This is a genomic window from Streptomyces sp. NPDC034043, from assembly GCF_055575675.1.
The window spans coordinates 97,790-124,655 of record NZ_JBVISF010000013.1 but is presented as its reverse complement, the minus strand read 5'-3'; the positions used below and the strand labels follow the sequence as shown (position 1 = coordinate 124,655).

Sequence of the window (26,866 nt, the reverse complement as noted above, 5' to 3'; positions counted from 1 at the left end):
ACCCCGTCTCCAGCGCGTGCACCGCAACCTCCCCGGCCGGGCCCGGGACGCCCGCCCGGTTCGAAGAACCGCCGTTCGGCAACGCGTCACGACGTGGGGCGCGTCCTTGCGACGGGCGAGGCATACACGCGTCCCGCCCATCACAAGAAGGCGCCCGTTGCTGCTTGCCGCGCTGTCCCGCGGCCGGCTGCTGGCCGCCCTGCGCGAGGACCTGCCAGAGGCCCTCGCGCATGCGGCGCGCGCCCTGCTGGGCGGCCACCCCGCCACCGCCTGGGCCGAGTTCACCACCGGCTCCCGGGTGCACGGCGGCGGCCTCCTGCCTGCTGGCCGCCCTACTTGGTGCGAGGGGAGTGAGCGGTTCCGTTCTGGGGCCGGTGGCTGGCGCGGGTGTCGTCCGCGGCCCGGGAGGTGAGGTGGTGTCGAAGTACGAGTGAAAGTGGCTCTGGCAAAATTTTCGTAGCCGGAGATCATCTCTTATCGAGGCTTGAAAGCTGGCTCCGCTGGGTCACAGTGACCACCAGCAATACAGACCCATGCGGCTCGCCTGAGCACGCGAGGCCAGGCTCGCCAGGGCTTCCAGAACACCGGCCCCGGTCTCGGCATCGACCTGGCTCTGCCGCAGTTCGTCCGTCCTGGACCATGGCTCGGCGAACCGCACGAGGCCATCCGGTGCTGCAGTGACGAGTGCCCCGGTCAGCGAGTCCGACGGACTGAACACGAAGGGGCCCTCGACTTCCGGTGGGGACAGCACTGTTCGGAACTCGGACGCTGGCTGGCCTCCTCGTATCTGCAGCCCGTCGCGATCTCTTCCCGTTGGGCAATGGCAACCACTGGGTCGATGCCCTTCGGAGAGTCCGTATTGAGTGCGGCCCGGGCCGGGCCATCAGGCATTTGAGCCACGGCGGCGGCAGCCTGGTCGTGAGTGGCGGCGAAGTAGTCACACAAAGTCATGCTGCCGATTCCGGCATCCACGGCTCACAGCCCCGCCGAGGCGACGGAGCATTCGTGACGCCCACACCATGGCGTCAGGTTTCGAGAACGCATGGCCGGTGTGTCGGGGCATGGAGAGGGCTGTTGCGCTGGGTGGATATCGTCTTGGTATGCCACAACAGTTCGATCTTGCTGCCTCCCTTGTCGACGGCGTCGGGGGACGCAGCGGCGCATGGCAATTTATCCAGGGTTTCGCGGCGCATTGGGCCAACCCTCTGGAGAACGGCGACGGGTGGACAGATGCCGATCTGGCCACGGCCGAGGAGAGGCTGGGGGTTCGCCTGCCGGTTGCGTTGCGCGAGGCGTATCTGCTGTTCGGGCGCCGCCGGGATCTGACCAGTAATTACGACGTGTTGCTCGGCCCGACGGAGCTGTATGTGGATGCCGCCAAGGAGGCCCTGGTCTTCCGGCATGAAAATCAGGGCGCCGCCTCCTGGGGCCTCCTCCTCGACAGCCTCCAGGATGACGACCCTGCGGTGTTCAGCCGGACTGGCTTGGCCAACAAGAGCGCCGAGCGTTGGGAAGGCTGGCTGGAGCGTCTTTCCCTGTCCTTCGTTGAGATCGTTCTCTCTGAATCCCTGCAGGCCGAAGGAGAGCTTTGCGACTTCCTTGACCCAAGTGAGCACGACGTCGAGTCGCTGGTGAAGAACTTTGTCCGGCTGCCGTTCCCGGTGTATCCGATCGGTCAGGAGGAACACGGGAGCAGGTGGTTCCTGGGCCAGGACGCCCTGATCCGTGACGACGCTGGCGCAGCCGTCTTCGCCCGAGGCCGGACGGCAGAAGACCTCAACCGTGTTCGGGATCTGATTCCGGGAGACTGGCTCAACGACTACCGCTGACCACACGCAAGAACCCCTTGGCCAAGCTGCCGGGGTCGGATCAGCCCGGGGTCTGCTGTGAGGCCCGGGCCCGGGTGGTGGCGAGGCGGTAGGGTCGGTGGCGGTTTCGATTACGTTGCCGCCGAAGGTGAGCCGGTCGACGATGGCCGCGCAGAGGTGGGGGTCGGTGAAGGTCTTGGTCCAGCCGGAGAAGGACTCGTTGGAGGCGACGGCGACGCAGTTCTTCTCCTCGCGTTCGGTCAGGTCCCGGAAGAGGAGTTCGGCGCCACGGCGGTCGAGTTCCATGTAGCCGAGCTCATCAATGCAGAGCGGATCGACACGGCCGTAGCCGGCGATGGTCTTCGTCAGCTGCTTCTCATCGGCGGCTTCGACGAGCTCGTTGACCAGTTTGGTTGCCAGGACGTACTTGACCCGGCAGCCGACCATCGCGGCCTCGCTCACCCGAGCGGAGGACGCAATTCACCGCAGAAACGGCCCTGCGTGGCCCGGCTGGTGCCACGTCAGGCAACGTTTGCCCCGTGACGGTACGGTCGTCTGGTGGATGTGTGGAGACAGCCGGAGATCGGCGAGATCGAGGAGCGGTTCGTCGCGCTTGTCGAGGGCCGGCTGAGCCGGGATGAGGTTGAGCGGTGGGCTGCGTCGTGGATGGCCGACGACGATCTCGTCTGGGACGACCTGGCGTGGTGGGCGCTGGACCGCTTGCACGGCGTCGATCTCCTCGCCGGTCCGGATGGCGGCTACCTGCACGACGACGAGCAGGTACGCGACTGGCTCGATGAATTGCGACGACGCCGGGCTGCGTGACACGAACTCGGTTCTCGGCGCGGGCAGTCCCCGTTCTGTCACGCTGACTCGTGGCAGAACGGGTGCGGGTACGCGAAATCGACGATGACGAGGGCCGCCGGCTACTGCGGATCATCCGCAGGGGCACGGGATCGGTGGTGACCTGGCGGGGGGCCCAGATGGTGCTGTTGTCCGCACAGGGGATGCCGGTGGTGAAGATCGCCGAGGTGTCGTTCACCAGCGAAGACCGGGTCCGGTACGTGATCCACAACAGCAACGCCCATGGTTTCCTCGCTGTACCCGAAGTACAAGGGCGGCTGGCCCAGGACAATCACGCTGCCCCAGCGCCGGGAGATCAAGAGACCACACCCCGGTGCGGTGGGCGGTCCCATCAGGGAGATCCCCGACGTGGGAGCTGCCGAATTGCCGCCGCACTCCCGCTCCAGGTAGTGCGCCGGGCCATGGGAGCCCTGGAGCCTGTCTGACAAATGATCATCTGGCGGGTTCGCGGAGCCACAGCATCAGAGCTGCCAGGACGATTCCAGCCCGGCAGCGATCCGCGAGCTTGTCGAACCTGGTTGCGGCCGCACCGAACTGCTTGAGGCGGGCGAAGCATCGTTCGACCACGTTGTGGTCGCGGTAGATGTCCCTGTCGAAGTCAGGCGGGCGGCCGCGTGAGCTCCACGTCGCCGGCGGTTGGCCATCTGAACGCCGCGTTCGGGGATCGTGGCAACGATGCCCCCGGCGCCTCAGCAGGTGGCGAATCGCCCGGCTGGAGTACGCCTTGTCGCCCAGCACCCGCGCCGGTGTCGTGCGAGGCCGGCCCGCAACGGCGCGCGGGATACGGATGCCGTCGAGGACTTGGCCGAAGACGGTGGCATCGTTGACGTTGCCGGGCGTGAGCACGATGGACAGCGGGAGGCCGCGGCCGTCGACGGCGAGGTGGGCCTTGGTGGTCAGCCCGCCCCGGGACCGGCCGAGTGCCTGACGCTTCTGCGAGCAGCCCGGACCTTCCAGTTCGTTCCCGTCCGCGGCCCCTTTTCGCGGGCGCCAGCCGTGTGCTGGTGGGCCCGGTTGATCGTGGAGTCGACGGAGACGGTCCATTCCATCCGGCCCACCGCGTCGTCGCAGACCTGCACGTGTTCCGGCAGCCTCCCCCAGGTCCCGTCCGCTTCCCAGCGGGCGAACCGCTCGTAGACGGTCTGCCAGGGTCCGTACCGCTCGGGCAGATCGCGCCACGGACGACCACGTCCGTCCACCCGCGGCAACAGGGGCTCTATTCGCCGCCACGCCGCATCCGTCAGCTCACCTCGACCTGCCACAAGATCAATGATCAGAGTGCTCGTGCCCGGACTGCCGTGCGGGGTCCGTCACGAAACGGCTCAGCCGGTAGGTGGTCGGGAGCGCCAGGCGCCCGCACAGCGTGTCGATCCGGATCGTCGAACCATCGACTCCCGCCTCCCGAAGACGGCGCAACCGCGTACGTATCTCCGCCTGGTCCCGAGTCTCAACGACCACTTCCCACTGCCCCGCGTCCGGCGCGGTACGAGCAGCAAGCCGCTGCCGCACGTCCTCCTGCCGCCGTCTTCTCTTCCCCTGTCCTGGCACTTGCCCAGAATCACTGGCCCGTGCCAGGACGGCAAGGCAATTGGACCGAGCACGTACACCGCTCGGTGATCATTTGTCAGACAGGCTCTAGCCCGCGTGCCGGTCCCGGCTGGTGCGCCGGTCTGTGCCTGCCTCAGTCGGCGGCATCAGATCCGGCCAACTTCAGGCCGGGGCAGCCTTCGCACCCGAGCGGGGATTTTCCATGATCACGGCATCTCGCGGCCCCGTTCTCCCCACCGCCGCAGGACAGCTGTCGTCCGCGACGGGGGCAGTGGTTAGAACGGGATGCACGGATGGCCGGACGGCCGAGCAGGCGGCCCGTGCGGCGTTCAGGTCCCGGTTCGAGTCCGCCCACCGCCAGTGCGCGGCCGTCCGTCTCGGAAACCGGGACGCGACAGACCTCCGGCCAGGCTTCCCTCCCCGCTCGACGAGCTTCCGAGGCCGGCTGCCGACGCCTTCGTGCTGCGGCACTGCGTGGGCCTGGAGGCGGACCGGGCGGCTGAGGCGATGGGTATGGAACCGGCCGCGTTCGAATCGCTCTACCGCAGTGTCGTGCCCCGCCCCGGCAGTAGGAATCCCCGCGGCATATTCGACCGCTGACAAGACGGACGCCTTCCTGGTCGTAGCCCTGGACCCGGAAGCGGCGCGGAACCCGGCCAGGTAAGGGCGTCTCCGGGCCGCCCCGCCACGTCACCCGGCCCAGTGCACCCGCCCCAGATGGATCAGGCGGAGCTGGCGGCGGGCCGTGCCGAGGGCGGCCGCCCAGTCCTCGCCCCGCAGCGAGGCGGCGAGGAACGCCGACGCCGTCATGAACATGTGGTCCACCAGGAGCCGGGAGAGCATCGTCACGTCGTCGGCGTCCCAGTGCGCGCTCAGGGGATCGGCCCCGAGCGCGGCCCCTGTCTCCTCGGCGAAGGCGTCGAGTTGGCCGGCGATGGCCTCGCGTACCGCCGGTACCCCGCCGTGGCGCTCGCGCACCAGGAAACGGACGTGCGCGGGCCGGCTGCGCACCAGTTCGGCGATGAGCCCCACCGCGGCGTCACCGCGCTGCTCGGCGTCCCCGGTCGCGGCGAGGATGCCGCGCACCGTCTCGTGCAGGCTCGCCAGCGCCTCCTCGACCAGCGCGGCTCCCAGATCGCCCACGCCCCGGAAGTGGCGGTAGAAGGCGGTGGGAGTGACCCCGGCTGCCCGGGCGATCTCCCTGAGGCCGAGGCTGCCGAGGCTGCGCTCCTCCAGCTCCGACAAGGCCGCGTCGAGGAGGGCGCGCCGGGTACGGCGGCGCTGGGTCGCGCGGACCCCGGTGTGCGGACTCATGACGCGAAGTCAACCGCGTCCCATCGGGCGGCGCCAGCATGAGGCGAACTGAACTGGGTAGTCAGTGTACAACTGTTACCTCAATAGGAGGACGTCTCATGCTCTTCCTCGTAGGTGCGTTGCTGGTGTTCGGGGTCGTCCTCGGCACCGTGGCTCACGTTCCCGTTCCCGTCAGCGTGGTGGCCGGCCTGGCCATCGCCCTCTGGCTCGCCGTCTTCCTCGCGCGCGAGCGCCTATCGGACCGCCGCCTGCCAGGACGGCCGCACTCCGGACGAGGGGGCCGACGATGAGCTCTCGAACCGAGTCCCCCGCCCGCACCGCGACCCGGGGCCGCGCCCGGGACGGCGACGCGATGGCCGTCGCGGCCTTCATCCTGGGCCTCGTGGGCCTGCTCGTGATGAACCTGCTCCTCGGCCCGACCGCCCTCGTCCTCGGCGTACTCGCCCTTCGGCGGCACACGGCCCGGCCGGGCCGTGCCCGCCTGGGCATCGCGCTGGGCGTGGCGGACCTGGTAGTCCTCGCCTGTCTCGTCACCGCCGACGAGACCTGGTCGTGGAGCGTGACCTGACGCTCCCCTTTCACTCAAGAGGTTCGCGGCCTGCCGATGGAGATCGGGATGGGCCAACCGGCGGCGGTCCGGATGGAATGGACGCGTCAAGGTCGTCCCTGTCCAGGTGGTACGTGGCCACGAACCGAGCGCGTGGACGGACATCCACGCGGCGATCGTGGACCTGCTCGCGGGCCATCTGCCGGCAACGGATCGCCGGTAGCGCTCTCCCCGGGCGGCGCCCGTGCCGGAACTCTTCGTGGGGCGGCCACGAGGGCCGTTGTCAGAGGCGATTGGCAGGATTGCGGCCATGAATGTCACTCCTGTCACTCCGCCACGGCCGATCGACGTTGCCGCAGCCTTCCCCCAACTGGCTCCGCTGGCCCGCACGGCGACCCGCCTGCACCCGCGCCCTGGGGCGCCGACGTGGCACGACAGCTCGATCGGCGGGCCGCTGCTGTGGCCCGCTGAGGAGCCGTGGCCGCACTGCGAGGAACCGCATGTGGTGGATGGCATCAACCCAGCCCAGTCCCCGGCGGATCTGCGGCTGGAACGACGGATCTTCGCCGCCTCGCACGGCCGGGACCTGACTCAGGGGGAACGGGAGACTCTCGAGCGGATCCGGCCCCCTCGGACGTATCCGGTGAGGCCGGCGGTCCAGGCGTACGACGGCCCCATGGCGATGCTGCCCGTCGCGCAACTGTACGTACGGGATGTGCCCGATCTGAGCCCGCCCGAGGGCAAGGACCTGCTGCAGGTTTTGTGGTGCCCCTTCGACCATCCGATCATGCCCAGGACCCTGCTCTTCTGGCGTTCGGCAGCCGCCGTCACCGACATTCTCGACACGCCCCCCGAGCCGCCCGCAGTGCAGTTCGACGGCTATCTGCCGGAACCGTGCGTGCTCGAACCGGAGCAGATCACCGAGTACCCAGACCATCTGGAGCTGAGCGAAGAACTGCGGGAGCAGCTCAAGCAGTGGAGTGTGCCGCAGGCAGCAGAGGAAGACATGGACCCGGACACGTACTACGACTGTGTGCTGTCCAACGCACCCGGCTGGAAGGTCGGCGGCTGGCCCGCTTGGAACTCCACCGACCCCAGCTCGAGGCCCTGCTCCGAGTGCGGCACCGGCATGGAGGTCCTGATGACCATCGCCACTTTCGAGGAAGGGGACGACGCCGGGAACAGCTGGTCTCCGCACCCCCACCCAGGTGCTGGACCGTACCCCGGCCACCGCGGCTACAACGCGACCGGGGTGCAGATAGGCAGCGGCTACCGGCAGCACCTGTTCGTCTGCCCGGCGGAGCCCGCGCATCCGCACATCGAGTTGATGACGTAGCCCGTCCGCAGTGTGCAGCCGGGGCGTCACCGTGCGGGCATGCCGTGACGCCGGGCGGCCGCGCGGCTCGTGGTGCCTACCTGCGGCCCGACATCCGAGAAGGAGCCAGGCCATCCCTGACACGACCGCGACGCATCGCCGCAGGTTGAGCGCGCCCCGCTGAGCTCGCCGGTTGGTAAACCCGCATAGTCCGCCAGCGGTCCGGTCACCTCAAGCGCCACCGTGCGGTTGCTACGAGATACGACAAACTCGCCGTCCGCTACGAGGCGACGGTGCTGATCGCAGCTATCACGAATGGCTGTGACCAGCACTGTCGCAACAGGCCCCGGCCGGGGACCCGCTCGCAGCCGGCACCCTGGATGCGGGGAGGGATCGTGCAGTCGGTTCTTTGCGGCTCAGGCTTCGATCTGTATCCAGGTGTCGCCGCCGCGGATCCAGAGAACACCATCGCGGCCCTGGGCGCAGCGTCTGGTTACCGGCTCCGGGAGTCGCAGTTGTTCCTGAGAGGTGATCACCCAGGCATCGTCGACGAGTTCGGCGCGGTTCAGTTCGACGCCGGGCCGGTTGTGGAACTGGTGGCTGAGAAGCATCCGGGTGTCCCGGACGGCGATGCCATCGGTGTTCCTCAAGGGGTGGCAGTAGCTGGTGATGCTGCCGGTGGCGGGATCGACCCGAGACAGGAAGGAACCTTCGTGGCTGTACCAGCCGAGCCAGGCCACGTCCTCCTCGGTCGCGCCCGCGATCCCGCCGAGGGGCAGTACAGGGAGCCGTCCTCGTCCCAGAGGGCCCCAGGTCTGGCGGCCGTCGGTGTTCCAGCGGGCCAGGCCCTCACTGGACGCAGGGTGGCTTCCATAAATGCCCTCGTCACCGTGCGAGGTCCAGATGCCGCCGTCGCGGTCGGTGATGATGTAGTCGATGTCATCGCCGATGCAGATATGACTTATCGGGTATCCCCCCGGGGAGTACACGATCGCGTTGCTCTCCCAGGTCCCGGTCCAGTCCTGGCATGTACGGCATGACGCCAGCAAGAACCGGGACCACGAGAGTAGGGCCAGGTGACCAGTACTCGCGGTTATGCCGGTGACCGGAGTGCGGTGCTCCACTCCGTCCGAGATCACAACCAACATGCCGTCGCACGGAGCCACCACGCGCCACCCGACCCATCCTCTGATGTACGGGGAGCGGTGGAGGTTCCGTTTGTGGACCAGCATCACCGCGAGTTCGCTGCTCGGTCCGACGGTCCACCAGAGGGCCCGCCATCCGGCTCGGGCGTCCTCGGGGGGCAGGCTCCACACGACAGGCAGTTCGCCAGGCGTCATCGGCATACCTTTTGGACTCCAGGCCCCAACGGTGCCCGAAGAAACGTACGTTACCGGACGGTGGCCGCAGTGCTTCACCAGCCCTGTGCCGGATGCACTCAGCAGGCCGACGCGCTACTTGCGGATGGTCCGGCTTGATGTCTGCGGCTCATGCCGGCTACCGCGTCCTAGACGACGTGGACGCGGCCCAGGAGCGGGCTGCCCTGGGGGGCCGGGCCAACTAGTAGTGCTTTGTTAGCTGGTGTGGTGGGGCTGCGGTTGGATGGTTTGCCGGCAGGTGGGGCAGGTGCCGGTCCAGGTGGCGAGGAGATGTTGGAGGAGGTCCAGGGCCTAGTGGAGGGTCAGGCCCTGGGAGGGGCTTTGGGCAGGTCCGCTGCTCGGTCAGGAAGGCCGTTGACATCATCCATGCAGAGTCAACGACTACCGTCACCCTCGGCATCAGCGATCACGCCACCGAGTCGTTCGATTGACACACCCGGTCGAGGGGCGGGCGGCAGGGCTCTGGGGCGCTCCCCGGCGCCGCCGACCACGCCCACATGCGGCCCGCCCCGCCCAGTGGAATAGTGGAAAGCCGATGGAGGCCGCCCCTGGGGGCGTGGGTGATCACAGATCTCCACGTGTCGCGAGCAACTCCGTCTCCTCGTGCCGAGGCTGATGATGCCGACACCTCAACCGCCTTCGGCAAAAACCGGTGGCCGCATTGCCCGTCGGCTCTGAGGCCTGCCGAAGAGGAGAGCTCCCTGACGAGACACGTTCACCGCCGACACTCCTCCGCAAGGCGCGGGGGACCTACTCGAGCGAAGCGACTGCCTTCAGCCGAAGGAAGGGACATCTCATGCGAAGGAAGACCCTCTCCACCGCGGTCGTGACCGCTGTGGCGTTCAGCGGGTGGACCGCCGTCACCGTGACGACGGCCGGAGCAGCGGAACGGGCCGCGCCCGGCGCCACCTGCTTCCTCTCGGAAGGCCCGAACAACACGTTCGGCGTGTCGGGCGAAGGGTTCAGATCCGGCGAGCGCGTCACCGTAAAGAACTCACAGGGCACCACGGTACGCACGACCACAGTCATCACAGGAGGCTTCTTCGAGGTCACCGGGCTGCCGAACGACACCTACAGCGCCGCGGGGCGTCGGGCCAAGGCGATCTGCCCGAAGTGGGTGTCGGACGACGAGGCCGCGATCAAGTGCACCGTGACCAAGGGCCCTGGAACGACCTACGGCGTGTCCGGCAGGGGATTCCCGGTGGCGGAGACGGTCACGTTGAAGAACTCCTCCGGCGCCGTCGTGAACACCACCCAAACCATCCAGGACGGGTTCTTCGAGTTCACGGGCGTCCCCAACGACACGTACACCGTCACCTCGAAGTTCGCGAAGGTGACCTGCGCCAAGGCCGCCGAGTAGTGGCACCCGTCCCCGCCGACGGCCGGCCGACGAGCGATCCGATATGGCGTCGGCGAGGCGCGGCGCCCGGTGGCATGACGGGCCATTGACGTAGTGCCTGTGGTGGTGTGCTGGCCTGGTGTGTTCAGGTTGGGCGGTGGGAGTGTGGGCTGCTACGGCCCCTTTCGCATGCCTGGCGCCGGCCCCCGGCAGATCGCGCCCAGGGCATCGTCAGCGATCCCCCGCAGGAGTGAGAACGGCAAGGCGGAGGTCGCCGCTCCGTCCGAGCTCGGGCCCGGCCAGGACCAGGGCGGCCAACTGTCGATCAACCCCGCGCCGGCTGCGGCCGGACCGGTGACCGGTCCGAGCCCGCCGCCTTCCAGGCCACCCCGGCCGCGGCGCCGCCGCTCACACCGTCGGCACCTTCGGCCGCTCCCCGCAGCCGTCGGCCGACGGGGCCGCCCGGTTGTGGCCGGGCGCGAGAGCGGGGGCGAGCTCGCGCCATTCTCGTCGCGGCAGCCTGGTCGGGTCGGCGGTCAGGACTTGCAGGCAGACGTGGTTGGCTCCTGCCTGGAGGTGCTGTTGCACGCGCTGGCGGATCCCTTCGGTGTCTCCGTAGGCGACGATCGCGTCCACTAGTCTGCGACTCGGGCGGCCGATGACGTCCTCGTCTCCGAAGCCGAGCCGGCGTACGTTCGCCTCCTGGTGCGGCGCCATTGCCAGGTATCCGGCGACATGTGCCGTGGCCACCTCCCGGGCCCGGTCGAGGTCATGGTCGAGTACGACGGCCTGCTCCACCCCGAGAAACGCATCCGGGCCCATGATCTGGCGTGCCCGTGCGGTGTGCTCGACGGGCACGAAGTACGTGTGTGCGCCCCAGGTGCGTTCGGCTGCCAGCTGCAGCATCTTCGGGCCCAGGGCGGCCAGTAGGCGGCGCGGGGGCGGGTCCGGTGTCGGGCCATGGGCGGGTGCCGTGTCCATGGCGTCCAGATAGGAGCGCATCGTGGTCACCGCCCTGCCGCGGTTCGGTACGGGGTAACCGTCCACTTCGTGAACGGTGTCGTCGACGCGGTGCCCGCCCAGGCCAAGCAGGTAGCGTCCGGGGAACGCTTCGCCGAGCGTGCGCGCCGCGGCGGCAGTGGCAAGCGGTTCCCGGAAGGCGATGTTGGCGATGCCGGATGCCACGGTGATGCGACGGGTCGCCGACAGCAGCAGCCATGCCTGGCCCACCGCGTCGCGGCCGAACGCCTCTCCGTACCAGAGGGCTCCGTAGCCCAGCTCCTCGATTTCCGCAGCCGATTCCCGCACGCGCCCGGCGGGCTGCCCGTCAAGGGCAAAGGTCCAGATCCCGACCTGGCCGAGCCCTGCCGATGGGTCGTCCGTCATGCGCACTCCTCGGTCAGCCGTTCCGGAGAGGTTCTCCGGTTGAGGTTCGCTACAATACGGAGAACTTCTCCGTTTCGCTATCTCCGGAGGCAACAGAAGGGCAGGATGATGACGGCCGAACATCCCCATGCCGCCCGGTCCCCGAGGCGCACGGACGCGCGCCTCAACCGGGAACGCCTGGTAGCCGCCGCGCAGGAAGTGTTCACCGAAGCCGGCCCCGGGGCGTCCCTCAACGAGATCGCCCGCCGGGCCGGGGTAGGCCCCGGCACCCTGTACCGGCACTTCGCGAACCGCCAGATCCTGTTGACCGCAGTACTCACAGACCGGGTGCAGGCCCTGTGCGAGCAAGCGGAGAAGCTGCGCACCGCGGACTCCGCCGACGACGCCCTGTCGCAGTGGCTGGCTGCGTTCCTGGCCCATGCCCGCGCCAACCAGGGCATGGGCAGCGCGCTGATGGTCAACGAGCCCGACGCACCGGACCTCGACTGTCATCAGCTGATCCTGAACGCGGCAGACGGTCTGCTCACCCGAGCGCAACAGCACGGAACCGCTCGTGTCGACGTGACCGCCGGGGACCTGGTCCAGCTCATCACCGGGATCGGGTTGTCCACAGCCCGTGACGAGGACGCCGAACAGGCCCACCGGCTGCTGGCTCTCGTGCTTGACGCTGCGTACGGGGCCCCACGCCGAGGCAAGTGATCGAAGCACAGCGGTTTGTCACATAACCAGAGGATCCAACCATGTTGACGGAGACAATCGGCCGGACGCCGCAGCACCTCGCCGCCGAACTGGCGAACATGCGGGCCGTCGACGACTGGCCGTCGGTCTGGTCGGGCCCGCCACAGGGCGGGACCCGGGAGTTCCACGCATGGTGCGAGCGCTACGGCTGGGAGCCTCAGACGACCGAGCGGACCCTGGAGCTCCGTACGCGCAGCGGAGGGGAGTGGACCTTCTTCCCGGCGAAGGGTGCCTTCTGGAACCCGCTCGGCGCTCTCAACCACTACGCGTGGCAGGTGCTGGCGGAGTCCGGTGGGGAAAACGGCGCGGTGCACGCCGCGGCGGCCGAGGTGTGGCCGGCGTACCTGAAGGCGGCCGAGGACGTTCTGGGCACACCCACCTGGTCCGGGGACTGGGACGCCGCCGATTTCCCGGAACCGCCCCGTCCCGACTTCTGGGAGGGCCGGGAAGACCGGATGGAGACGCGCAGCCCGTACCGGTTCGCCTACTGGGCACCAGATGGGCGGGTCCCCGGACAGCCGTTCGTCGTCCTGCAGCAATCGGTGTCGTTCCACGCCTGGACCGCTGCCGAGCCCGGTGGTTCGGCCATCGCCCTGGACGTCTGGACGACGGGAACGTACGCCTCGTCGGCCTGCACGCGATCGAGCTGACGGCCGAGAGCGCGACGCTGCTGGACGTACCGAACCACCGCGCGAGCGTCCGTACCCGCCCGAAGACCGGTCACCCCGAAACGCTGGGCGTGGTGGGTCCGGACGTCCGCCACACCTCCGGCGCGCGCGGCCGCATCGCGCAGGGCCGCCAGGCCCTGGGGCTCACCTTCAAGTACGCGAGGAGTCCGAGAAGGCCGCCCAGCGCATGTTGGAGGCGGAGATGACCACCCCCATGCTCAGGTCGGTCGTGGAGCAGCTGTGGCCTGTCGCCAACGGCGACAGCACCCGGAAGAAGAACCACCAGCTCAACCGCTGGAACACCATCCGGAAACTGTTCGCCGATGAGTTCGCCGTCCGCGAAGCGGCACCCGCAAGCCTTCCAGCCCCCGCCCTCCCGCCGCCCGCTCTGCACCGTGCGATGATCACCACCATGAACTCTGTCCGAAAGGCCCATGCCGCGTAGGCGGCCCAGCGCGGTGCGCGCCCAACGCGCGCTACCGCAGCCCACGTACGCCGGAAACAACCGATGCCGGCGCGACGACCTGCTCTCCCCCAGACCGTGGCCCACCAGGATTGACCGGCTCTCCTCCCGGACGGTGGCCGCGATCCACCGGGAGGAGGGCAGGCGCCCGTACGACGAGGGGCTCTGGCCCGGGGCGACCCGGACCGCTCTGGCGACCTGCCGCTCCTTCCTCGCCCGCCCGGGCCGCTACCTGTACCTGCGGCGGGACTACTGCGGCTGCGAGCAGTGCGACCTGCACAACGACATCGCCGTGGCCCGGGATCTCCTCGAACTGGTCGTCCGCAGGCTTCCCCGGTGTCCGCGTCGTGAGCTGGAGGCCCTGCTGGCCGGTCTGGACGACGAACTGCGACGCAGGACCCTCCCCGACCCGTTCGCCCACCGGCAGCCCCACCGCAGGGGCAACTGGTGGCACCAGCGCCTGTACGACCTGACCCATCTCCTGTGACATGTCGCCAGGGGGCCGCAAACCGGCGGCCGCGGGCGCGCCCCGACCCGGACGCGGCAGCCCGTCCAACGGTGTGCGGTGTGCGGTGTGCGACGTGCGGCGCCCTGTGAGGCCTTGCGACGCCCCCTGAGCACCGCATGCCGGCCGCTCGCGTGGTTGCCTGCGGCTATGCCGCCCGGTCGGTCACGGCGCGTCGTCGTCCGCGCCCTTCAGGGCGGGGGGCTCCTGCCAGGTCAAGGTGTCCAGAGGCCGGGGCAGGTTCCGAACCGCACCAGGCACCGCCTTCGTCACGGCAGACGCCTCGTCGCTGAAGAGGGCGGCAGGGTGCCCCGGAGTCCGGAAGGGCCCAGCCGAGCTTGAGGTCTTCGTGGTGGTCATCTCATCCCCCTGATTCGTCCCGGGCCATGCCCGGCTGAAGGCCGGCGTCCAAGCCAGCTGCGAAAGCGTATCCAGTTTCCGAACCACAGCCCGCCGCACCCGCGCCGCCGACCGAGACCCACCATCAAGCGGCGCCCGCGCAGCGGGCGCAGCCCTCAACCCTGGAGTTGTACATGGCCCACGACGACCCGGCGGCCCTCTCAGAGCTCGTAACACGATCTTGGGGGAGCGGTGCAGGCCGGCCGTAACCGGTACGACGATTGAGTCGTTCGTGAAGTCGTAGCATCAGGCCGTGGGTGGTGGACGACGAGTTGTGGACAATGATCGAGCCGTTGCTGCCGCCCTGGTCCGAACGCTCGCCTGGACCCAAGCCAGTCCCCGCGCCGCAACGGGCCCGTCGCCGGTCGACCGCCGCAAGACCGGCAGCAAACATCACCTGATCACCGACGGTGGCGGCACCCCGCGCAACGTCATCACCACGGCCAACGTCAACGACGTCACCCAGACCCTCGCCCTGGTCGACGGCATCCCACCGGTCACTGGCCGAGTCGGCCACCCCCGCAACCCCCCCGACGCACTCCTGGGCGACAAGGGCTACGACAGCAACCCCAACCGCCACAAGCTACGCCGACGCGGGACCTTGCCAGTCATCTCCCGCAAGGGTCAAGACCTCGGTATGGTGCTGCGGCCGCCGGTGGAGCCGATGCCGGCGCAGCCCGCCCAGCGGCTGCCGGGCCCGGCCGAACTGCGTGCGGGGGACGCCTATGAGCGGAAGTTCGATGTACTGGACGCTGCTGTTCACCCCGGCCGGCCGCGGCGTGGATCGGGGACTGCCGGGCGTACGGCTGGCGGGAGAGCGCCGGGCTCACCCTCTGGAGCGATGACGAGACCATGGGCAACCGGCTGCGCAGGAACGGCGGTGCGGCAGTGCAGCTCGTGGCCGTGAGACGCGACAACTGGTTCCGGCTGGGGCTGGCGCAGGCCTCGTGCGCGACGTGCCGGCAGGTACAGGTCCCCGCGGAGGTTCCGTTGGTGCTGCTGGTGTCCGACGGGGTCTCCGACCAGGTGCCCGCGAAGATGCTCGCCCGGCTCTGCCGCGAGCACGCGGCTGACCCGCAGGCTGCTCGCGGACGCCTTGGTCGCGGTAGCCGGGCAGGACGAGAGGGGGACCGCGACGACGCCACCGTGATCGTCCTATTCCGGGCAGAGGGCTGAGGGCCGCCCTGTCCGGGACGCGGCCGCCCGGTAGATGGGCCGTGGCGGCCGATCCTCCGCCCACCGCTGCGGCGTGTTCGGGATCGGTTGGCGCCGGTAGCCGTGGGTAAGCCCGGAGGAAGCCCGGGCAAGCGGTGCTCGCCCGCGGCTTGCCCCCACCTCCGACGCCGCGCTGGGGTGGATATGCCCGGGTTGGAGGTTCCGGCGGGGGACCTGTGAGGGAGGGCTTGATGCGCAGCTTCGAGACGGGCCAGACGGTCGTGCGGCGCGATGTGCACCGTATGGGCCGAGTGTGGAGCGAGCACGCGCTGCGGGTCATCGCCGACACGAGCGAGGCCTTGGTGGCCGCGTGCGCGCCGGGAGCGGAGACCCGCTGGCCGGCCCTGTACGTCAAGGCCCGTACCGAGGGTGACCGGTCGGTGCGGACGGAGGCGTTCGACGCGATGGCGGCCGGCGTGTGGGAGCTCGCGGACGCGGTGTGGCAGGAGACGGAGCTGCTGCTGTGGAAGCCCCCGAAGGCGTGGTTCAGCGTCAACGCCTTCTACGTCCCGGACGGGGACGGGCGGCGGCTGCGGAACTGGTACGTGAACTTCGAGCACCCCACCCGCCGGACGCCGGACGGCTTCGACACCTTCGACCTCACCGTGGACCTGGTCGTAGACCCCGACCTCACCCGCTGGGAGTGGAAGGACGAAGACGAGTACGCGCACGTGCGGCGGCTCGGCATCGTCACCGACACCGAGCACCAGGCCGTGGATGAGGCCCGAGACCAGGTCCTCGCCATGCTCACGGAACGCTCCGGCCTGTTCGCGCACGCGCAGCGGTGGGCAGCCTGGCGCTGGGAGCCGGCCTGGCCCGCACCGCGCCTGCCGTAGCCCGCTGCGAGCGAGCAGAGGGTCGCACCGAAACATGGAGCGGACCGCCGCGGGGCCGGCACGGTACGGCTTCCGCGGCCCTGTCGATCGTGCTCGCGGACCGGAGGTCGCTTCTGCGCTTGCTCGCGCTGCTGTTCCTTGATCCGGCGCTGGGGCCGGTGGTGGTCAGCGCGGACGTCCGAGCGCAGGAGCGTTTCGGCGTGAATCGGAAAACCCGCGGGAGTGAACTACCGCTTCCGGTCCTGTCACCGGTGTGAGGGTGGCCGGTAGAACCGCCGCATGATGATCTTGATGAGGGCCGCGGCAGCGGCCGCTCTCGCTCTGTCCTTCCCCGCGACGACCGCGCTCGCCACCGAGCAGCCGGCCGCCGTGCCGCAGGTGCTGCTGATGGGGGTGGCGGTCTCCGCACGACCAGGATCCGGCCCAGTGGCTGCCGCCGTCGCCGGATGCGCTGTGCCGGTACGGCGCGGAGGGGACCGCGACGAAGCTGCGCTGGGGCCTGGCAGTCGACGAACTGGAGCGGGAGCGACTGCGGGACATCGCGGCGCGCTGCGGCGGCACGGTGGAATTCACACCTGCGCCGTGACCGTGGGCCCGGGCCAGCCGAATGCTCCTGCCCGCGTTACGCCGGACTCGAGCCGGCCGCGCCCTGCGCGGCCTGGCTCGGACTGCACATGCCTGACGAGCCCAGAAGGAGCATCCATGCCTGTTATGACCTGCCGCGCGTTGACGGTGGTGGCCGCGGTGGTCTGTTCGTCGATCCTGCTGTGCGAGGGGCCGGCCGCGCATGCTGGGGACCCGAGCCCGCACGACGACGGGGACCTACTGGTCTATTCCCTGGCACAAGGTGAACTGGTCCGTTCGGGACTGGGACGGCAACGACATCCCCACCCGGCACGGGACCAGCGACTTCGGCTGGCTGCACGCGTCCTCCAAACACGATATGCGCAGCGAGAAGGCCATCGATGCCCCGTACCGCGGAACCGCCGACAAGGTGACGGGCACGCGGGCCGAGTACTGGGGGTGGTGGCCACCAACAGTGGGCAAGTGCGCATGCGCACCGTCTCCGTCGCAGAGCGGGGAATCAGGGGCCCGGCCGGCGCCCGGACGCCCGACGGGCGTCCCCTGGGCACGGTGACCGCGTACTGCCTGGGCCAGACCCTGTGCCCCGACTGGGTCAACGACCTGTGACCGCCCGCGCGGCCGGACCGGGAGAGGGAAGAGTACGGGCATGGACGACCACTTCACCGATGCCCTGCTCACCCTGCGCAGGTTCATCGGCGTACCCCTGCCCGGCACCGACTGGCGCATCCGCGCGATGGTCCGCCCGGACCCGGACACCATCCGGGTCCGCCTCGCGGACTCCACGGGACAGGCCGTAACGGTGGACCTGCCCACCCGGTACGGCCGCGAACACGGCACCTGGTGGTACACCGGCGCCCTGCGCCACACCGCACGATGGCTTACCGAAGGAACGATCCCCAGCGCCGGGGTAGACGGGCTCACGCACCTGGATGTGGCAACCCTTGTTGGCACGGTCGTTCCCGAAGCGGCCGAAGTCACCCTCGACGACGGCATCGACTACCTGATCGCCGACCTCGCCGGCGACCCGCTCTGGCAGAACTCCCCGCCCTCCATCGACCCCGACCTCTACGTCCTGACGGGCTTCGACCACCACCAGCCCGACACCGTCCGCGTCTACCTCGCCCACGACAACCACACCATCGGCATCGACCTGGCCGTACGCGACGACACCGGCACCCCCCGCACCATCGGCTGGTGGGCCGCCCCCAAACTCATCACCCTCCTCCGGCCCGAAGAGCCCACCACCCTGGCAGCGCACCGCGTCCAGGACGCGCGGGGCCCGCTGTGCGACGCCGTCTACGATCTCACCGACTGGTCCTGATTCCTCCGCCGCGACCGCCGGCCATCCCCACGCCGAGAACTGACCGGACGCCGGGACCGGGGCGGGGAAGGCCCGGCCGCCGCCCCGGTCGGAACCTCAGGCTGCTGCGAGCTACCGCTGGCTGAGCCCCGGCACCGGCCGCGGGGCAGGGCCAGTCCTATGGGGTGATGCCTCCGGAGATGAGCAGGGGGAGCAGGACGGGGACTGCTTTGCGGGCGAGGGTGTGGGTGGCGTGCTTGAGGCGGTGGGCGTCTGCCAGGGGCATCGCGAGGGCGAGGCTGCCAGCTTCGGTGCCGGTCCCGACCGGCAGCCCGCACGCCCACGCTACAGACCAACGGTCCCTGTTGCCGGGCATGGGGTGTTGGGTGACCAGGTACCGCAGGCCGTGCTCGGCGGACCCGGGCCGTACGACGGTGCCGTCCTCGACCAGCTCGGCGTCGAAGACCTCCAGGTCGGCGGTCACGGCTCCTCCGGGGTGGGCTGGAAGTCGTGTGGGGCGCGGTGGGGCGGGGCGGAGAACAGGTCCATGACGGCGTCGAAGAGGCCGCGCCTCATCGGCTGTTCGGTCCCTTCAGTCCCTGCCGGCTGGCAACGGCGTCCGCGGTCGCCCTGACGCGTCGGGCGGCGGCCGCGGGCGACTCGGCGTACGGCTCGATGCGCGCGGCGAGCAGCGTCAGGGTCTGGTAGAGGACTCCGGCCCGATGTGCCCAGTCCTGGGCGAGTCGGCGGCCCCGATAGGGGCGGGGGAGCCGTCCAGGGCCAGGCCGATCCGACGGAGGCTGCGGGCGGCGTCGTCCAGCGCGAGACGCAGCGCCGCCGGACCGGGCGCTACCTCGGTTGCCGGGGCACCCGTCGGCCCCGCCCCGTGGAGATGCTGGAGAGCGCGGGCTTTATGGCCCGCGCCGTCGCGTCGCATCGGGATACCCGGCCACCAGCCCAACTGGCCACGCCGGCAGGTCCCTCCACAGAGCGGTGCCAATCTGATACGCCAGCACGGACCACGTGGCATCAGTCCCCGCCGACCTCGTAGGGGTGCACGGCGACCTGCAGCCGCCCGCCGACCCGAGAGCCGTATGGAGCGTTCCCCCGCTGACGCCGGCCGTGCAACGGTCGCGATGAGCCATGACACATGCTGCCGAAGGTCCGACTTGGTGGAAGACCAGCAGCGTCGGCGTCCCCCAGCGTTGGTTTGTTTCAACCGCTCGCGTCGCAGCTTGACGGATCCATCGAACCGCCATCCGGTTTATGACGATACGCGCCTTTTGAACCCCACGGCCCAGCCTGTCGATGAGTTCGTATTGAAAATGAGTGTCATAATCGTATAGATATACGGGGTGCTTACTTCACAACAGGTGCTGGAGCGCCCGATGGCCGGAGTCCGGCCGTTCGCGCTCACCGCACTCCGGCATCCCACGGTCTCCACGCTCCTGACGGATCACCGCGTACTGCTGGCCGACCTTCTGGACGGCCTGGGGTCACCGCTGCACATCGTGCTGCCGGAAGTCTTCGCGGAGAACGTCGTTAGACTCCGCCAGGCCTTCGCCGACGCGGGTGCCACGGCGGACATCCTGTTCGCCAAGAAAGCGAACAAGGCCGACTGCTACGTCACGTCGGCCGCTTCGCTCGGTATCGGGATCGACGTGGCCAGCGCCCCTGAACTGGTCAAGGCCCTGGCCGGCGGGGTTCCCGGACACCGGATCGGGATCTCCGGCCCGGAGAAGGACGACGCGCTGCACGCCCTCGCCGTGCAGCACGGCTGCCTGGTTGCCGCCGACTCGATCAGTGAACTTCGCCGGCTTGCCGCGACCGCGCGGCTCGCGGGACGGCAGGCGAGTGTGCTGCTGAGGTCCCGGACAGTCGGACAGCAGACAAGTCGCTTCGGAATGTCCGCCGCAGAGCGTGAGGCCGCTGTCGGTCTGTGCGCGGAACTCGCCGACACCATCAGTCTCCGTGGATTCTCGTTCCACCTGAGCGGCTACTCCGTCGCGGAGCGCGCGACGGCGGCGAACGAGATGATCGAGCACTGCCTCGACGCCAGGCGGCGCGGCTTGCTCTCCGCCGAGCTGGTGAACATCGGCGGCGGATTGCCGGTCGGCTATGTCGAGCCGCGGCTCTGGGACGCCTTCCTTGCACAGAACCGGCCAGCCCACTACCACGCGGCCAAGGACTTCAAGGACTTCTATCCGTACGGGGGACCGTCCGCCGCCCAGGCCGTGCGCGCGATCATGGCGCACCCGGTCGACGGGGGCGAGAGCCTGGCGGCGAAGGCAGGCCGCAACGGCGTCCGGTTCGTCGTCGAGCCCGGCCGGGCCGTGCTGGACCAGGCCGGATTCACCATGTACCGGGTACAGCAGGTCGACGACCGACGGGACACCGACGGGTACGCCATCGTCACCGTCACGGGCAGCAGCTTCAGCCTCTCCGAACAGTGGTTCAACAGCGACTACCTCCCCGACCCGCTGCTGCTGTCCGCCCAGCCCACCGGGAACGAGCTTTTCCCGGCCTGTGTCGCGGGCTCAACCTGCCTCGAAAGCGACATGGTCACCTGGCGGAAGATCGGCTTCCCCAGGCCCGTACGGCTCGGTGACCACTTGGTCTACCTCAACACCGCCGGCTACCAGATGGACTCCAACGAGTCACCGTTCCATGGCGCCGCACTGCCGTTGAAGGCCGTGGTCCGACTCGGTGAGGGCGGGGCCCCGCCGAGCTGGCGACTGGACGGAATCTGATGCGACCTCGAACAAATCCGATGCGACCGCCAATGAAGGAGAAGCCTCGCATGTCCCAGAGCTACGCCCCATCCGGGCGATTGTGGCTGTTGCCGCAGTCCCAGCAAGAAGGGCTGGACCTCGACCGCCGACAGGTGATCGCGGTCGTCGAGCAGGCCTACCGCGCGCTGCGCGAAGGCGGCTCGGACAACCCGGTCAAAACGATCATCGACGATCCCGGGCACCGTTCCCTGAGCTATTCGATGGTGGCAAGGGACGCCGGTAGTGGCACCGTCTGCTTCAAGGCGGTCTACGAGTTCGATCCGCGCCGCACCCGTGACAGCTACCGGTTCCACTCGTTCGTCTTCCTCGTCGATGACACCACCGGCGCTCCCATCGCGTTGATGGACGTGGTGAAGCTCGGACCGCTGCGGTCCTCGGCGACCACCGCGCTGTTCGCCCGAGCGGCCTGTTCCGACGCGCGCAGCGCGCTGGTCGTCGGCACCGGCGTCCAGGCGCAGGCGGCACTGCCGATGCTGGTCGCGGCCCTGCCGGAGCTGGAGCGGCTGCAGGTGTTCGGCACCTACCCCGAGGGTCTGCGCGCCGTCCAGGACAGCGTCGAAGGCCGCGAGGTCGAGATCGTCAAGGACCTCCGGGAGGCCGCTGGTGAGGCAGACATCGTGATCGGCGCCGCAGGGCTGTCTGTCACCGAGGAGGTGCGACGGGACTGGATGAAGCCGGGCTCGGTCGCCGTACTCCTTGGGTACGGTGTGCACGCCGACGTGTGCCACGGCGCCGACTACCGGATCGCCACCGACACCGCCCAGATGCACGCCACCTGCGACGACCTGCGGGGCGAGGACGGCTCCCTGCCGCAGGTCGACGCCCAGCTGCCCGACATCCTGCTCGGCCAGGCGCCCGCCCGCCGCCGTCCGGACGACGTCGTCTTCGCCTACAACAGCGGCATGGCAGTCACGGACGCCGCGCTGGGCCGGTACATAGCCGATCTCGCGCTGGCGGACGGGCGCGGAGAGAAAGTCAACTTCTGGTGAGCAGTACCGAAACAACCGGAACCACCGACACGGCCGGCACCACCGCCGCCTCCGATGCCGCACGGGGCGGTGTCGGCTGGTGGGCCGGGAACTCGCGGACGCTGCTCAAGCTCGCGCTCCCGCTGATCCTGACCAACTTCGCCTATGTCGCGCTGACCACGGTGGACATCGTCATGCTGGGCAGGCTCGGCGCAGTGGAGATCGCCGCCGCCGGTCTGGCCATCGCGCTGTTCAACCAGCTGCGTACCACCGGCACGGGCCTGGTCACCGGGGTGAGCAACCTGGTCGCCGAGGCGCGGGTGCGGGACGACCGCGAACGCGTCGGGGCGCTGCTGTTCGCGGGATTCTTCTGGGCGACCGTGTGCGGCGTGGTGTTCTGTGCGGCGCTGCTGCTGATCGGTCCGCTGCTCGTCCTCCTGGGTCAGGACCCGGCGGTGGTCGACGAGGCCGGCGAGTTCCTGATGGTCCTGGCACCGGGCATGCTGCCCTGCCTGTGGTTCCAGAACCTGCGGCACTTCACCACCGGCCTCAAGCGGCCCGGCCCCCTGCTGGCCATCACCCTGGCCTCGGTCGGCCTGACCATCGGCCTGAACTACGCGCTGATCCACGGTGAGTTCGGTTTGCCCGCGTTCGGCTTCGTCGGTGTCGCGATCGCCACCCTCACCGTGTTCCTGCTGTCCTTCCTGGCGTTCGTCGCGGTACTCCTCCGCGACAGCGTCCTGCGCCCGTACCTCACCTCGCCCGGCGCGCGGCGCTGGAACGGGGACGCGGTACGGTCCGTCTGGCGCCTGGGCCTGCCGATCTCGGGAACGTACGCGTCGGAGGCCGGGTTCTTCAGTGTGCTCACCCTGGTCATCGGCTCCCTGGGCGTCGAGGCCCTGGCCGCGCAGACCGTGCTGAACCAGATCGTCTACATCGTCTTCATGATCTCCGCCGGCTTGTCGCACGCCGCCTCGATCCACATCAGCGAGGCCGACGGCGCCAATGACTACCTGACGGCTCGCCGAATGGGACTCCTCGGCACGGCCTGGGGCGTGATCGCGACGCTGCTCGTCGCCGTCGTGTACCTGGCGGTTCCGGACACAATCGTGGCCCTGTTCGTCTCGGCCGAGCACGCCGGCAACGCGGACATCGCCGCGCTGACCGTGACCGGACTGCTGATCGCCGCCCTCATGCAGGTTTTCGACGCCACGCAGAACATCGGCAACGGCATCCTGCGCGGCATCGGTGACACCGCCGGGCCGTTCCGGATCTCCCTCGTCGGGTACTGGCTGATCGGCCTGCCCGCGGGTTACCTGCTCGGAGTGAGTGCCGGCTGGGGCGTCGAGGGCGTCTGGATCGGCCAGACCATCGGCCTCGCGGCCACCGCAGCCGTCCTGCTGGCCGCCTTCCTGCGCCGCGTCAACCGGCTGCACCGGGCGACGTCCGGCGCACCCGCCCCGGAACCGGAGTCGTCATGAACCCTGCCCTCGCACCGGCCACTTCGGCCTCTTTGATACGTCGGGAGGTGGCGGGTCTGCCCAGCTACGATCCCGGCGCAGACCCGGATGAGGTGGCCGCTCTCAGCGGCTCCCGTCGCGTCATCAAACTCTCCAACAACGAAAGCCCGTTCGACATCTCTCCGGCGGTCGCCGAAGCCGTACGACTGGGCCTGGCAGGCGGAGTGTCCCGCTACCCCGACCCCACGGGGAAGCGGCTGGCCGAGGCCATCGGGAAGAGCCTGGACGTGCCGGCCGAGCGCGTCGTGCTCGGCAACGGCTCGGAGAACATCCTGGAGTTGCTGTGCCAGGCCGTACTCGATGCCGGCGACTTGGTGATCACGCAGGCACCCGGATTTAGCCTGCACGAGATCTTCCCCCGGGTCATGGGTGCCCGGGTCCGGAAGGTCCCTGTCACCGCCGGCTTCGGGTTCGACACGGCAGCCTGGCGTGACGCGCTGGCCGCCGGCCCGAAGCTCGTCTTCCTCGCCAACCCGTGCAACCCCACCGGTGCGATGCTCAGCGCCGGCCAGCTGGCGCAGGTCGTCGAGGCCACACCGGAGTCGGCCCTGCTGGTGCTCGACGAGGCCTACGGCGAGTTCGCCCGCACCGACCCTGAGTACCCCGACGGGCTGGAGGCCCTGCGCGGGCTGGACCGGCCGTGGATCGTGTTGCGCACCTTCTCCAAGGCCTACGGCCTGGCGGGTGTACGGGTGGGGTACGGCATCGCCTCCGACACCGCCCTGATTCAGGCGTTGGACCGGGTCCGCACTCCGTACAACGTCAACCAGCCGGCCCAGGACGCCGCCATCGCCGCCCTGGGCGACCCCGCGCATCTGGCGCACACCGTGCGCCGTACCGCCGAGGAGATCACCCGGGTAACCATCCGGCTGCGCGGCGCGGGGCTGAGCGTGGTTTCGTCCTCCACCAACTTCCTCTTCATCGACACCGGCCGCCACTCCGACTGGGTCGCCCAGGAGCTGCACCGCGCCGGAATCATCGTCAAGGCGTGGCGCGAGCCGGGATACGAAACCTATATCCGAGCCTCACTGTCCACCCCCGAGGACAACGACGTCTTCGTGCGGTGTCTGACGGAGATCTGCGCGAAGGACATATCATGATCAAATCCAAGATATCCGACCTGATCGGGCGGACGCCCCTACTGAAACTGTCGGTTGCGGACGGTTCGGCAGCCGTCCTGCTGAAGATGGAGCAGTTCAACCCCACGGGCACCGCCAAGATCCGCATGGCCAGGAACATGGTGGACGAGGCAGAGGCTGCGGGACTGCTCGCCCCCGGCGGGTGGCTGGTCGAGTCCACCTCCGGCAACACCGGACTCGGCCTGGCGCTCATCGCCGCCGAACGCGGATACAAGTTCACCGCCGTGGTCGACAACCACTCCAGTACCGACAAGCTGCGCGGCATGCTCGCCTACGGCGCCGACATCCTCAACGTCGCCGGGGACGAAGATGGCCTCGCCACCGCCGAACGCGACACCGTCGCCGAGCGGCTTGCCGCCGAACAGGGCGCGTACTGGACCGCCCAACACCGCAATCAAGGCAACCCCAACGGCTACGGGCCCCTCGCCCGCGAGCTCCACGACGACCTCGGCGACAACATCGACTACCTGTACGGGGCCGTCGGCACCGGTGGTTCGCTCTGCGGCACCGGCCGGGTCCTGCGTGAACGCATCCCCGACCTGAAGATCATCGGCGTCGAGCCGGTGGGCTCCGTCGTCTTCGGCGGCAAGGGCGCGCCGTACCACCAGTCCGGCACCGGTACGCCCGAAGGGTCGGAGATCGGCGGCGTCGTCGACTACGAGCTGTTCGACGAGGGGGTCAAGGCCAGCGACTCGGAAGCCTTCGAGACCTGCCGTTACCTGGCCCGGAACTTCGGCATCCTGATCGGCGGCTCGGCGGGCGGCGTGGTCTACAAGGCCCTTGAGCAGGCGCAGTGCTCCGGACCGGGAACCACCATCGTCGTGCTGGTCTGCGACGGCGGGGACAAGTACCTCGACACCGTGTTCAACCACGACTGGATGGCGGCCAACGGCCTGTTCGACGAGCAGGTCGTCCGCCGGCTGGCCGCGATGCTGCGATAGCGCCCGCCGCACGAATGCTCTGAACACCCGGCGAAGCCGCCCGGATTCGCTGACGTGCCGTACGCGGCGCTGCGCGTCCGCGTCCGCGGACGCCGCTCTCGTGCAGTGTTCTTCCATCGGGTCACGCCAGGCGATCCACCTGAGCTGCCAATGCCCCTACACCCCAACCTGAAACTGGTACCTTCCTGCCATGAAAATGAAAACGATAACCATGACTATTGCGGCTCTGGGGGTACTCGCGGTCACGGGATGCACAGCCGACCCGGCTGCCGATACCGGTGAGCGGGCAACGACGACGGGGGCGCCCGCAGCGACGGCCTACCCGTTCACCCTCAAGAACTGCGGCACCGATGTGACGTACAAGGCCGCGCCCAAGAAGGCCGTCACCCTCAACCAGACCGCCGCCGAGATCCTCATCCACCTCGGTGTGGGTGACCGGATCGCCGGGTCGGGCTACGAGATCGAGAAGGCGCCGGCCGTGATCGCCGAGCAGTACAAGAAGATTCCGCAGCTCTCGGCGCCCGGGCAGGAGATCAAGCACGAGAAGCTCCTCCAAGCGCAGCCCGACTTCGTCTACGGCTCCTTCGCCAGCATGTTCACCGCCGAGCAGTCCGGCGACCGCAAGCAGCTCCACGAGCTGGGGGTGCCGACGTACCTGACGGAGTTCGACTGCTCGTCCCACGAGAGCGTGGCGGGCGCCAACTTCGACATGCTGTACGCGGAGTACCGCCGGCTGGGCAAGATCATGGGCGTTCCCGCCGCCGGCGAGAAGCTGGCGGCCGAGCAGAAGGCTGTGGTGGACAAGGCCTTGGGCGACGTCAAGAAGCGGGACAGGCCGCTGAAGGTGATGTGGTTCTACTCCACCTATGAGGGCACTCCGTGGGCGGCGGGCCCCGGTGGTCTGCCGCAGCACATCTCCGAACTCGTCGGGGTCCAGAACATCTTCGCCGACGCGAAGACCAAGTGGGCCGAGGTGAGCTGGGACGAGGTCGCCGCCCGCAACCCGGACGTCATCATCCTGGCCGACCTGACCCGGGGCGAGCCCAACGACACCGCGAAGGAGAAGATCGACCTGCTCAAGAAGGACCCCCTTACCAGCAAGCTCGGCGCGGTGAAGGGCGAGCGGTTCATATCCATCCCCGGTTCGCACATGGATCCCAGCTACGGCAGCGCCTCTGTGGTGCCCGCGCTGGTCGACGGCCTCAACCGGCTCGGCTGACCCCGCACACCATCATGACGACGAGTTCACACAAGACCGCCGCGCCCACCGGAACCACGATCACCAGCCGTGAAACCG

The 26,866-nt window shown here is 69.2% G+C and carries 25 protein-coding genes and 3 pseudogenes; 22 read left to right on the top strand and 6 right to left on the bottom strand.

The window, feature by feature from the left end; all coding sequences use genetic code 11:
* The first annotated feature begins 1,100 nt into the window (after positions 1-1,100).
* Positions 1,101-1,829, top strand: coding sequence for an SMI1/KNR4 family protein (locus ACZ51S_RS27315; RefSeq protein WP_468478582.1), 729 nt, complete (start codon positions 1,101-1,103; stop codon positions 1,827-1,829).
* 40 nt (positions 1,830-1,869) lie between these two features.
* Here the strand turns inward: ACZ51S_RS27315 and ACZ51S_RS27310 are convergent.
* Positions 1,870-2,267 (bottom strand): annotated as a pseudogene (locus tag ACZ51S_RS27310) (ATP-binding protein); the annotation flags it as partial.
* 99 nt (positions 2,268-2,366) lie between these two features.
* Here ACZ51S_RS27310 and ACZ51S_RS27305 point away from each other — a divergent pair.
* Both ACZ51S_RS27305 and ACZ51S_RS27300 read left to right on the top strand, forming a co-directional pair.
* Positions 2,367-2,633, top strand: coding sequence for a hypothetical protein (locus tag ACZ51S_RS27305; RefSeq protein WP_468962251.1), 267 nt, complete (start codon positions 2,367-2,369; stop codon positions 2,631-2,633).
* 50 nt (positions 2,634-2,683) lie between these two features.
* Positions 2,684-2,975: pseudogene (locus ACZ51S_RS27300) on the top strand (IS630 family transposase); the annotation flags it as partial.
* Positions 2,976-3,104: 129 nt separating this feature from the next.
* On the opposite strand, the gene ACZ51S_RS27295 reads toward ACZ51S_RS27300, so the two are convergent.
* A protein-coding gene (locus ACZ51S_RS27295) for an IS5 family transposase (RefSeq protein WP_468962249.1) occupies positions 3,105-3,934 on the bottom strand; the annotation gives its coding sequence in 2 pieces (ribosomal slippage) (positions 3,105-3,656 and positions 3,659-3,934; 828 coding nt in all).
* A 976-nt stretch (positions 3,935-4,910) separates the two neighbouring features.
* Complete coding sequence (locus tag ACZ51S_RS27290) at positions 4,911-5,534, bottom strand: TetR family transcriptional regulator (protein ID WP_468478579.1); 624 nt, start codon at positions 5,532-5,534, stop codon at positions 4,911-4,913.
* Positions 5,535-5,820: 286 nt separating this feature from the next.
* Here ACZ51S_RS27290 and ACZ51S_RS27285 point away from each other — a divergent pair, with 286 nt between their 5' ends.
* The 3 genes and pseudogenes from ACZ51S_RS27285 to ACZ51S_RS27275 form a co-directional block, all read left to right on the top strand.
* Positions 5,821-6,102: a DUF4190 domain-containing protein gene (locus tag ACZ51S_RS27285; RefSeq protein ID WP_468478577.1), complete on the top strand. Its 282-nt coding sequence runs from the start codon at positions 5,821-5,823 to the stop codon at positions 6,100-6,102.
* Positions 6,103-6,757: 655 nt separating this feature from the next.
* Entirely contained in the window at positions 6,758-7,417 is a 660-nt protein-coding gene (locus ACZ51S_RS27280; protein ID WP_468962247.1) for a hypothetical protein, read from the top strand.
* A gap of 209 nt (positions 7,418-7,626) precedes the next feature.
* Positions 7,627-7,721: pseudogene (locus tag ACZ51S_RS27275) on the top strand (IS5 family transposase); the annotation flags it as partial.
* A 91-nt stretch (positions 7,722-7,812) separates the two neighbouring features.
* Here the strand turns inward: ACZ51S_RS27275 and ACZ51S_RS27270 are convergent.
* Positions 7,813-8,385 (bottom strand): hypothetical protein, encoded by a 573-nt coding sequence (locus tag ACZ51S_RS27270; protein ID WP_468962245.1) that lies wholly within the window; start codon positions 8,383-8,385, stop codon positions 7,813-7,815.
* 1,186 nt (positions 8,386-9,571) lie between these two features.
* On the opposite strand from ACZ51S_RS27270, the gene ACZ51S_RS27265 reads away from it, so the two are divergent.
* On the top strand, positions 9,572-10,135 hold the full coding sequence (locus tag ACZ51S_RS27265) for a hypothetical protein (protein ID WP_468962243.1): 564 nt from the start codon (positions 9,572-9,574) through the stop codon (positions 10,133-10,135).
* 387 nt (positions 10,136-10,522) lie between these two features.
* Here ACZ51S_RS27265 and ACZ51S_RS27260 read toward each other — a convergent pair whose 3' ends face one another.
* The gene (locus ACZ51S_RS27260) at positions 10,523-11,500 is read right to left on the bottom strand and encodes a TIGR03620 family F420-dependent LLM class oxidoreductase (RefSeq protein ID WP_468962241.1); all 978 of its coding nucleotides are present in this window, start codon (positions 11,498-11,500) and stop codon (positions 10,523-10,525) included.
* Between the two features lie 108 nt (positions 11,501-11,608).
* Here ACZ51S_RS27260 and ACZ51S_RS27255 point away from each other — a divergent pair, with 108 nt between their 5' ends.
* From ACZ51S_RS27255 to ACZ51S_RS27215, 9 genes are all read left to right on the top strand, one after another.
* A complete protein-coding gene (locus ACZ51S_RS27255) occupies positions 11,609-12,199 on the top strand; it encodes a TetR/AcrR family transcriptional regulator (protein ID WP_468478598.1) in 591 nt (196 codons plus the stop codon).
* A 41-nt stretch (positions 12,200-12,240) separates the two neighbouring features.
* On the top strand, positions 12,241-12,888 hold the full coding sequence (locus ACZ51S_RS27250; protein ID WP_468962239.1) for a hypothetical protein: 648 nt from the start codon (positions 12,241-12,243) through the stop codon (positions 12,886-12,888).
* Between the two features lie 220 nt (positions 12,889-13,108).
* On the top strand, positions 13,109-13,351 hold the full coding sequence (locus ACZ51S_RS27245; protein ID WP_468962237.1) for a hypothetical protein: 243 nt from the start codon (positions 13,109-13,111) through the stop codon (positions 13,349-13,351).
* A gap of 133 nt (positions 13,352-13,484) precedes the next feature.
* Positions 13,485-13,856: a hypothetical protein gene (locus tag ACZ51S_RS27240; protein ID WP_468962235.1), complete on the top strand. Its 372-nt coding sequence runs from the start codon at positions 13,485-13,487 to the stop codon at positions 13,854-13,856.
* A 670-nt stretch (positions 13,857-14,526) separates the two neighbouring features.
* Positions 14,527-15,180: a transposase gene (locus tag ACZ51S_RS27235; RefSeq protein ID WP_468962233.1), complete on the top strand. Its 654-nt coding sequence runs from the start codon at positions 14,527-14,529 to the stop codon at positions 15,178-15,180.
* Positions 15,126-15,449, top strand: coding sequence for a hypothetical protein (locus tag ACZ51S_RS27230; RefSeq protein WP_468962326.1), 324 nt, complete (start codon positions 15,126-15,128; stop codon positions 15,447-15,449). Before ACZ51S_RS27235 ends, ACZ51S_RS27230 begins: the two co-directional genes overlap by 55 nt.
* Positions 15,450-15,679: 230 nt before the next feature.
* The gene (locus ACZ51S_RS27225; RefSeq protein ID WP_468962231.1) at positions 15,680-16,324 is read left to right on the top strand and encodes a ribonuclease FAU-1 family protein; all 645 of its coding nucleotides are present in this window, start codon (positions 15,680-15,682) and stop codon (positions 16,322-16,324) included.
* 1,047 nt (positions 16,325-17,371) lie between these two features.
* Positions 17,372-17,515, top strand: coding sequence for a hypothetical protein (locus ACZ51S_RS27220; protein ID WP_468962229.1), 144 nt, complete (start codon positions 17,372-17,374; stop codon positions 17,513-17,515).
* A 40-nt stretch (positions 17,516-17,555) separates the two neighbouring features.
* Positions 17,556-18,230, top strand: a complete 675-nt coding sequence (locus ACZ51S_RS27215; RefSeq protein ID WP_468962228.1) for a hypothetical protein — start codon at positions 17,556-17,558, stop codon at positions 18,228-18,230.
* A 157-nt stretch (positions 18,231-18,387) separates the two neighbouring features.
* On the opposite strand, the gene ACZ51S_RS27210 is transcribed toward ACZ51S_RS27215, so the two are convergent.
* Complete coding sequence (locus ACZ51S_RS27210; RefSeq protein WP_468962226.1) at positions 18,388-18,693, bottom strand: hypothetical protein; 306 nt, start codon at positions 18,691-18,693, stop codon at positions 18,388-18,390.
* An 871-nt stretch (positions 18,694-19,564) separates the two neighbouring features.
* On the opposite strand from ACZ51S_RS27210, the gene ACZ51S_RS27205 reads away from it, so the two are divergent.
* From ACZ51S_RS27205 to ACZ51S_RS27180, 6 genes are all read left to right on the top strand, one after another.
* Positions 19,565-20,959: an alanine racemase gene (locus ACZ51S_RS27205; RefSeq protein ID WP_468962225.1), complete on the top strand. Its 1,395-nt coding sequence runs from the start codon at positions 19,565-19,567 to the stop codon at positions 20,957-20,959.
* Between the two features lie 50 nt (positions 20,960-21,009).
* A complete protein-coding gene (locus ACZ51S_RS27200; protein WP_468962223.1) occupies positions 21,010-21,990 on the top strand; it encodes an ornithine cyclodeaminase in 981 nt (326 codons plus the stop codon).
* Positions 21,987-23,450: an MATE family efflux transporter gene (locus ACZ51S_RS27195; RefSeq protein ID WP_468962221.1), complete on the top strand. Its 1,464-nt coding sequence runs from the start codon at positions 21,987-21,989 to the stop codon at positions 23,448-23,450. Before ACZ51S_RS27200 ends, ACZ51S_RS27195 begins: the two co-directional genes overlap by 4 nt.
* Before the next feature lie 92 nt (positions 23,451-23,542).
* On the top strand, positions 23,543-24,589 hold the full coding sequence (hisC, locus tag ACZ51S_RS27190; RefSeq protein WP_468962219.1) for a histidinol-phosphate transaminase: 1,047 nt from the start codon (positions 23,543-23,545) through the stop codon (positions 24,587-24,589).
* Positions 24,586-25,569: a PLP-dependent cysteine synthase family protein gene (locus ACZ51S_RS27185; RefSeq protein ID WP_468478556.1), complete on the top strand. Its 984-nt coding sequence runs from the start codon at positions 24,586-24,588 to the stop codon at positions 25,567-25,569. The genes hisC and ACZ51S_RS27185 overlap by 4 nt, the downstream gene beginning before the upstream one ends.
* Positions 25,570-25,780: 211 nt before the next feature.
* On the top strand, positions 25,781-26,788 hold the full coding sequence (locus ACZ51S_RS27180; protein ID WP_468478555.1) for an ABC transporter substrate-binding protein: 1,008 nt from the start codon (positions 25,781-25,783) through the stop codon (positions 26,786-26,788).
* Positions 26,789-26,866 lie beyond the last annotated feature (78 nt).